This window comes from Streptomyces sp. 2A115, assembly GCF_052245575.1.
In the GTDB taxonomy this organism is placed as follows: Bacteria; Actinomycetota; Actinomycetes; order Streptomycetales; family Streptomycetaceae; genus Streptomyces.
Genome location: NZ_JBQQCG010000112.1, coordinates 25,352 through 33,162 on the forward strand (window position 1 = coordinate 25,352; position 7,811 = coordinate 33,162).

The 7,811-nt window shown below is 72.1% G+C and carries 5 protein-coding genes; 3 read left to right on the forward strand and 2 right to left on the reverse strand.

Annotated elements, in window-relative coordinates:
- Positions 1 to 12 precede the first annotated feature (12 nt).
- Complete coding sequence (gene ggt, locus ACTWQR_RS50165) at positions 13 to 1,824, forward strand: gamma-glutamyltransferase (RefSeq protein WP_443234029.1); 1,812 nt, start codon at positions 13 to 15, stop codon at positions 1,822 to 1,824.
- Positions 1,825 to 1,854: 30 nt separating this feature from the next.
- Here the strand turns inward: ggt and ACTWQR_RS50170 are convergent, their stop codons facing one another.
- Both ACTWQR_RS50170 and map read right to left on the reverse strand, forming a co-directional pair.
- Complete coding sequence (locus tag ACTWQR_RS50170; protein ID WP_443234034.1) at positions 1,855 to 4,434, reverse strand: ATP-dependent Clp protease ATP-binding subunit; 2,580 nt, start codon at positions 4,432 to 4,434, stop codon at positions 1,855 to 1,857.
- A 273-nt stretch (positions 4,435 to 4,707) separates the two neighbouring features.
- Positions 4,708 to 5,475, reverse strand: coding sequence for a type I methionyl aminopeptidase (gene map / locus ACTWQR_RS50175; RefSeq protein ID WP_443234030.1), 768 nt, complete (start codon positions 5,473 to 5,475; stop codon positions 4,708 to 4,710).
- Positions 5,476 to 5,571: 96 nt separating this feature from the next.
- Here map and ACTWQR_RS50180 point away from each other — a divergent pair, with 96 nt between their 5' ends.
- On the forward strand, positions 5,572 to 5,823 hold the full coding sequence (locus tag ACTWQR_RS50180; protein WP_443234031.1) for a helix-turn-helix domain-containing protein: 252 nt from the start codon (positions 5,572 to 5,574) through the stop codon (positions 5,821 to 5,823).
- Positions 5,824 to 6,056: 233 nt separating this feature from the next.
- Positions 6,057 to 7,730: a hypothetical protein gene (locus ACTWQR_RS50185; protein ID WP_443234032.1), complete on the forward strand. Its 1,674-nt coding sequence runs from the start codon at positions 6,057 to 6,059 to the stop codon at positions 7,728 to 7,730.
- Positions 7,731 to 7,811: the final 81 nt, after the last annotated feature.

Here is a 7,811-nt window from a genome sequence, read left to right on the forward strand (position 1 = left end):
CTGGAGGTACGGATGGGGCGCTCTGTTGCGCGGAGTCTGGCGGTATTGGCGGTTTCGGCCGCGGTCGTGTCGGTGGGGGCCGCGGCGCCTCCCGCTCCCGGGACACCGACGGCGAAGACACCCGTGGAGAAGGCACCGGTCGCCGTCGGCTACGGCGGGGCCGTCGCGAGTGTCGACGCGGATGCCTCCGCCGCCGGTATCGAGATCCTCCGCAAGGGTGGCAACGCGGTGGACGCGGCCGTCGCCACGGCGGCCGCGCTCGGCGTCACCGAGCCGTACTCGTCGGGCATCGGCGGAGGCGGCTACTTCGTCTACTACGACGCCAAGTCCCGTACGGTGCGCACGATCGACGGACGTGAGACGGCACCGCTCACGGCCGATTCGGGGCTCTTCCTGGAGAACGGGCAGCCGATCCCGTTCGCCGACGCGGTCACCAGCGGCCTCGGCGTGGGCACGCCCGGTACGCCCGCCACTTGGCAGACGGCGCTGGACAGTTGGGGCAGCCGGCGGCTCGGGTCGCTGCTGAAGCCGGCCGAGCGGCTCGCACGGGACGGGTTCACCGTCGACGCCACCTTCCGCTCGCAGACGGCGTCCAACCAGGCGCGGTTCAAGGACTTCCCGGACACGGCCGAGCTGTTCCTGCCGGGCGGCGCGCTGCCGGTGGTCGGCTCGACGTTCAAGAACCCGGATCTGGCGCGTACGTACGAGGAGTTGGGCCGCAAGGGCGTCGGCGCGCTCTACCACGGCAAGCTGGCACAGGACATCGTCGACACCGTCAACGACCCGCCCGTGGACCCGGCTTCGGGGCGTAACGCGCGCCCGGGCGAGCTGTCGCTGAAGGACCTGGCGGCGTACGAGGCGAAGCGGCAGGCGCCGACGAAGACCGCGTACCGGGACCTGAACGTCTACTCGATCGCGCCCTCCTCCTCGGGCGGCACCACGGTCGGTGAAGCCCTCAACATCCTTGAGAACACCGACCTTTCGAAGGCCACGGACGTCCAGTACCTGCACCGCTACATCGAGGCGAGCCGGATCGCCTTCGCCGACCGGGGGCGCTGGGTGGGCGACCCCGCCTTCGAGGACGTACCGACGAAGGAACTGCTCTCGCAGAAGTTCGCCGACTCGCGGGAGTGCCTGATCAAGGACGACGCGGTGCTGACGAGCCCGCTGGCGCCGGGCGATCCGCGCAACCCGGCGGCGTGCTCGACCGGCGGTGAGGCTGCCCCGACGACGTACGAGGGCGAGAACACGACGCATCTGACGGCGGCCGACAAGTGGGGCAACGTCGTGGCGTACACCCTCACCATCGAGCAGACCGGTGGCAGCGGCATCACCGTCCCGGACCGCGGCTTCATCCTCAACAACGAGCTGACGGACTTCTCCTTCACGCCCGCGAGCCCGTCCGTGCCCGACCCGAACCTGCCAGGGCCGGGCAAGCGACCGCGCTCGTCGATCTCGCCGACGATCGTGCTCGACCAGCACAACAAGCCTGTCGTGGCGCTCGGTTCGCCGGGCGGCGCGACCATCGTCACCACGGTGCTGCAGACGCTGACCGGCTTCCTCGACCGGGGCCTCCCACTGGTCGACGCCATCGCCGCGCCGCGCGCCAGTCAGCGCAACCAGACGACCACCGAGCTCGAACCGGGCCTGTGGAACAGCCCGTTGAGGACTCAGCTGGAGTCGATCGGCCACGGCTTCCGGCAGAACCCGGAGATCGGCGCGGCGACGGGCGTCCAGCGGCTGCCGAACGGCAAGTGGCTGGCGGCCGCCGAGACGGTACGCAGGGGCGGCGGGTCGGCGATGGTGGTGCGGCCGGCGCCGTAGCGGACCGGCCCCCGGGCCCTGTCGGCAGGCTCAGTGCTCGGTCGCGGTCGGCGGCGGTGTCGTGCGGAAGGCCAGTTGCTCGTCCTCGGCCTCCGCCACGACCCGGCTGCCGGCCGTGATCCGGCCGTCGAGGAGCAGGCGGGACAGCCGGTTGTCGACCTCCCGCTGGATGGTGCGGCGCAGCGGCCGGGCGCCGTACTCGGGCTGGTGGCCGCGCTGGGCGAGCCAGTCCACGGCCTGCTCGGTGAACTCGATCGTGACGTCCTGGGCGTGCAGACGCCGCCGGGTCCCTTCGAGCAGCAGGTCGGTGATGCGCCGCAGCTGCTCGGTGGTGAGCTGCCGGAAGACGACGATCTCGTCGATGCGGTTGAGGAACTCGGGCCGGAAGTGCTCGCGCAGCGGGCGCAGGATCTGCTCGCGCCTGTCCTGCTCGTCGGCCTCCGCGCCGCCGGCGGAGAATCCCAGACCGCCGCCGCGCCGGGTGATCACCTCGGAGCCGAGGTTGCTGGTCATGACGATGACGGTGTTGGCGAAGTCCACGGTGCGGCCCTGGGCGTCCGTGAGCCGGCCGTCGTCGAGGACCTGGAGCAGGACGTTGAAGACGTCGGGGTGGGCCTTCTCGACCTCGTCGAGGAGCAGCAGCGAGTACGGATTCCTCCGTACGGTCTCGGTGAGCTGACCGGCCTCCTCGTGGCCGACGTAGCCGGGCGGGGCGCCGACGAGCCGGCTGACGGTGTGCCGTTCCTGGTACTCGCTCATGTCCAGGCGCACCATCCGCTCCTCGCTGCCGAACAGGGCCTCGGCCAGCGCGCGGGCCAGCTCCGTCTTGCCGACCCCGGTCGGGCCCAGGAAGAGGAAGCTGCCGATGGGCCGGTCGGGGCTGGCGAGGCCGGCCCGGGAGCGCAGTACCGCGTCGGCGACGACGCTGACGGCCTCGTCCTGGCCGACGACCCGCCGGTGCAGGTACTCCGTGAGGCCGAGCAGGCGGTCCTTCTCCTCCTCGGTGAGGCTGCTGACCGGGATGCCGGTCTGCCGGGAGACCACCTCGGCGATGGCCTCGACGGTGACCTCCAGGTGCTGCCCGTCGTCGGCCTCCTCCTCGAGCCCTTCCCCGATCTTCTCCTTGAGGCCGTTGATCCGGTCGCGCAGTTGCGTGGCCCGCTCGTACTGCTCGTGGGCCACCGCCTGGTCCTTGTCCCGGGTCAGCTGCTCGACCTCGCGTTCCAGGGCCCGTGCGTCGGTGGCCTTCGTGCGGGCGCGCAGCCGCACCCGGGCGCCGGCCTGGTCCATCAGGTCGATGGCCTTGTCCGGCAGGAAGCGGTCGGCGAGGTAGCGGTCGGACAGCTCCACGGCGGCCACGAGCGCCTCGTCGGTGTAGCGGACCTGGTGATGGGCCTCGTAGCGGTCGCGCAGGCCGCGCAGGATCTCCACCGCGTCCGCGGTGGAGGGTTCGGGCACCAGGATCGGCTGGAACCGGCGTGCCAGGGCCGCGTCCTTCTCGATGCGGCGGTACTCCTCCAGCGTCGTGGCGCCCACGATGTGCAGTTCACCGCGGGCGAGGGCCGGCTTGAGGATGTTGCCCGCGTCCATCGCCCCGCCCTCGCCGCCACCGGCGCCGACGACCGTGTGCAGTTCGTCGATGAAGACGATCAGCTCGGTGGAGTGCGTGCGGACCTCCTCGACGATGTTGTTCAGGCGTTGCTCGAAGTCGCCGCGGTAGCGGGTGCCGGCGACCACGCCGGACAGGTCCAGGGCGATGACACGGCGCCCGGCGAGGACAGCGGGCACATCGTCGTCCGCGATGCGCAGGGCGAGGCCCTCCACGAGGGCGGTCTTGCCGACGCCCGCGTCGCCGATCAGGACCGGGTTGTTCTTGCCGCGGCGGGACAGCACCTCGATGGTCTGTTCGATCTCCTCCTCACGGCCGATCACCGGATCGATACGGCCCTGCCGGGCGAGGTCCGTCAGATCCCGGCCGTACTTGTCCAGGGTCGGGGTGGCGGAGCGGCGCGGTCGTTCGGGGCGCGTCTGGGCGGTTGCCTGGGCGGTTGTCCGGGCGGTCGCCGCCGACTGGTCCGGCGCCTCGGGAGGGACGTCGGAGGGGGTGAACCGGGCGCTGTTGAGGATGTGCCCGGCGGCGGAGTCGGGGTTCGCGGCCAGTGCGCTGACGATGTGCTCGGGGCCGATGTAGCCGGTACCGCCGACCCGGGCCAGCTCGTGGGCATCAAGCAGGGCGCGCTTGACCGCGGGCGTCAGGGCGAGCGCCGTGGGCGGCGATCCCTGGTTCGGTGCGCGGTCGGCTGTGCCGGCCCGCTCGTCGATCCCCGTGGCCAGCGCGTCGGGGTCGGCGCCGGCGCGGGCCAGCTGGCTCCGGGTCGGTTCGGCGGCGAGCGCGGCGCGCAGCAGGTGCTGGGTGTCGAGGTCCCGGCTGCCGCGCTCGGCGGCGTACGCCGCGGCCTTGGACACCAGCTGCCGGGCCGGCTCGCTCATCAGCCGCCCGATGTCGACTTGCCGGGGACTTTGGCGGAACCCGCCGCCGAAGAAACGTGCGAAGAACTCTCCGAAGGGGTCCGAGCCGTAGCCCTGCGGACCCGTGAACCCGCTGGTCATGGCCATCCGTTCCGGTGTCCCGGCCCCCACCGGGACACACTTGCTGATCGACGTGCCCGTCCGCACGCGGGTGCCCGGTGGCCTCTCGCTTACACATGAGTGCGACGACACAAGCGTGACGACGACACGCAAGCGTGATGAAGTGACACAAGCATGACGGTGATACACAAGCGTGACGACTAAGCGTAAGCGTGACCGACTAAACACAAGCGTGAGGACGACACGTGAGCGTGACGACGAGATGGCCGCGGCCGTGCGACGACCGGCCGACGCCTACCGCGCGGTCAGGATGCGCGGCCCCGCGTCCGTGATGGCCACCGTGTGCTCGGCGTGGGCGGCGCGGCTGCCGTCGTTCGTCCGCAGCGTCCAGCCGTCCGGGGCCGCGTGGTAGCCGTCGGTGCCGCCGCCGATGAGCATGGGCTCGATGGCCAGGACCATGCCGTGGCGCAACGGCAGGCCGCGGCCGGGCCGGCCCTCGTTCGGCACGGGCGGGTCCTCGTGCATGCGGCGGCCGATGCCGTGGCCGCCGAAGCCGTCCGGGATGCCGTAGCCCGCCGCGCGGCAGACCGTGCCGATGGCGTGCGCGATGTCGCCGATGCGGTTGCCGACGACGGCCGCCTCGATGCCCGCCGCCAGGGCGTGCTCGGCGGTCTCGACGAGGCGTACGTCGGCGGGGCGCGGCTTGCCCACGACGAAGCTGAGCGCCGAGTCGCCCGCCCAGCCGCCGAGCTCGGCGCCGAAGTCGGCGGAGACCAGGTCGCCGTCGCGCAACCGGTAGCCGGTCGGGATGCCGTGCACGATCGCTTCGTTCACGGAGGCGCAGAGGACGGCCGGGAAGGGGGTGGGGGCGAAAGAGGGGCGATAGCCAAGGAAGGGTGAGCCCGCGCCCGCGTCACGCAGGACCTGGTGCGCGACCTCGTCCAGCTCCAGAAGCGAGACACCCACGTCCGCGGCCTTCCGAACCGCCGTGAGGGCACGGGCCACGACCTGGCCCGCTTCGTACATCGCGTCGATCGACGTGTCCGTCTTCAGTTCCACCATGCCAATTACTATACCGGTCACGGTGCCAATTACTATACCGGTTGGTGTCTGGGTGGTACCTATTCATATAACGCTCGACGGTATTAGAATCGCCGCATGGTGCGCACCCCCCTGACCCCCGAAGAACGAGAACGCGGCGAGCGGCTCGGGCGGCTGCTCCGTGAGGCCCGCGGCCGCCGCAGCATGGCGGAGGTCGCCGCGAGCGCGGGCCTCTCCGCGGAGACCCTCCGCAAGATCGAGACCGGCCGCGCCCCGACTCCGGCCTTCTTCACGGTGGCGGCGCTGGCGCGGGTGCTGGGCCTCTCGATGGACGACATCGCGGGCAGTTGCGCGCTCGTCCCGGCGTGACGCGGGAGTGGTGCGATGCGGGGGCGACGCGAAGCGGGAGTGAATGACGCGGGAGTGATGTGATGCGGGAGTGACGCCCCGTCACTTCCCTGTCATCGGACGGCCGCTCACATCGCGTTCCGAGTGGTCAGCCGCACTCCGCGTCCGGGTCGCAAACTCGTCGTAGCGGTTCCGTAACACGAATGGTGTTTTCTTCGGAGCGGAATACTGCAGTCTGGCGTGGGGTGAACGTAATGGCGGTGGAACAACTCCCAGGCCAGGTGCGGGAGTTCGCGCAGTATCTCAATGGCCTGCTGTCCCGGCTCGACCAGGGCGGCGGCTGGTGCGGTGTGTTCTGGCATCGGGATCCCGAGGGAATGCGGGCCTGCCTGGACGGGTCGGAGATGCCGCCCTGGGACGTCGTGCAGGCGCTCCTCCAGGACCTCGCCGCCGCATACGGTCCCCGGGCCGCCGGGCAGGAGTCCGAGCGGGCGCGGGCGCTGCACAGCGCGGCGCTCGCCGCGTACGACGCACGACCCGGCGGCCGTGACGCCCTCAGCGACCGCCTCGACGTCATGCTGCGCGAACAGCGTTATGCCGCCGAACGGCATGCGGAGCTGGGCCAGTCGCTTCACACGGCCGCCACCCAGCAGGAGGCCGACTCCATCCGCCTCGACCTGGCCTGGGCGCGCGACGACCACGAACGCGCCACGGCCCGCTGTGCCGAACTCCGCTCCCGGATGGACGAGTTGGACCGGCGGAGCGCGGGCGGATACGCGCAGGGGGCGCTGCGGATCCCGCCGGGCGACGACGGGGGTGTGTTCTGGGTCGACGAGGCGTCGGGCGGCGGCGGGGGACCGTCGGGTGCGGGTGCGGGTGCGGGTGCGTCGGGTGCGGGTGATGACGCATACGCCGGGTCCGGGCGGCCGCACATGGGCGCGCAGCGGTCTGGAGCGGACGAGGACGACTGGCCGGACGTCTGGCGTGACGCCGCCGCGGAACGGAGCGGCCAGGGCGCGCAGTCGGCTCAGCGGCGGCCGTCCACCGACCAGGACGCATGGGGCCGTACGACTCCACGGGCAGCCGCCCGCCACTCCGGCGGGACACCCGTACACGCCACCTCCCCGCAGCCCACCGCCTCTGCCGCACCCGCGGAGAGCGAAGCACCTTCCGAACCGCCCCAGCCACCCGCCGAGCCCCCCGTTCCCAAGCAACGCTCCAAGCGCCGTCCCCGAGGCGGCGCCCGTTACGCCGGGATCGTGGAAGACGACGCAGCCGCCACCGCGGTACCGGCCATGCCCGTTCCGCCCACCAGGGAGCGATCTCTGCGCGGGGCCCGTTTCGCGGGGGTCGCCGCGGAGCCCGAGCGGCCGAAGCCGAAGCGCGAGCCGCTGGACGACGAGGCGCGGAGGGTCACCGTCGAGACCGTGGAGTCGCTGATCAGGCTGCGTCGCGAGGGGCGCAGCGGGGAGGCGCACGCCCTGCTGGTCGAGGCCGCGTACTGGCCCGCGGCACGGTTTCCGCTCCTCGCCTCCGAACTCCACCGCGCCGGGCTCGGCGCCGACTGGGCCACGCTCCTCTGGGAGGCGGCCTCTCTGCCCGCCGGCCAGCTGGTCTCGGCGGCCGACGCTCTCGTCGCGACAGGGCGTACCGCGGACGGACAGCAGCTGCTGCGGCAGGGCGTCGTACGCCCCGCTCCGGAGATCGGAGAGGCCGTGCTGGGCCTCGTGGAGGAGGGCCGCAATCGCGAGGCGCGCGCCCTGCTGGACGCGTACGTACGCATCCGCACCCCGGAAGAAGCCGCCCGCAGCGTCGAGGCCGACCCGCAGCGCCTGGTCCCCCTCCTCCTCGAAGCAGCCCAACGCGCCTCGGAGGACCACCACTGGAACCTGGTCCACGCCCTCCGCGTGGCGGGCTACACGGCGTGACGTGAGCGGGCGCCGGGGCTGGACGTGCGCCACCGGCCGGCGGTCGCCGAACCGGCCCAAGAGGAGGCCACGGAATGTGTG

Bases quoted from the DNA above. Each gene is read 5' to 3' on its own strand.
- ggt (WP_443234029.1), top strand. From the start codon at position 13: ATGGGGCGCTCTGTTGCGCGGAGTCTGGCGGTATTGGCGGTTTCGGCC.
- ACTWQR_RS50170 (WP_443234034.1), bottom strand. From the start codon at position 4,434: ATGACCAGCGGGTTCACGGGTCCGCAGGGCTACGGCTCGGACCCCTTC.
- map (WP_443234030.1), bottom strand. From the start codon at position 5,475: ATGGTGGAACTGAAGACGGACACGTCGATCGACGCGATGTACGAAGCG.
- ACTWQR_RS50180 (WP_443234031.1), top strand. From the start codon at position 5,572: ATGGTGCGCACCCCCCTGACCCCCGAAGAACGAGAACGCGGCGAGCGG.
- ACTWQR_RS50185 (WP_443234032.1), top strand. From the start codon at position 6,057: ATGGCGGTGGAACAACTCCCAGGCCAGGTGCGGGAGTTCGCGCAGTAT.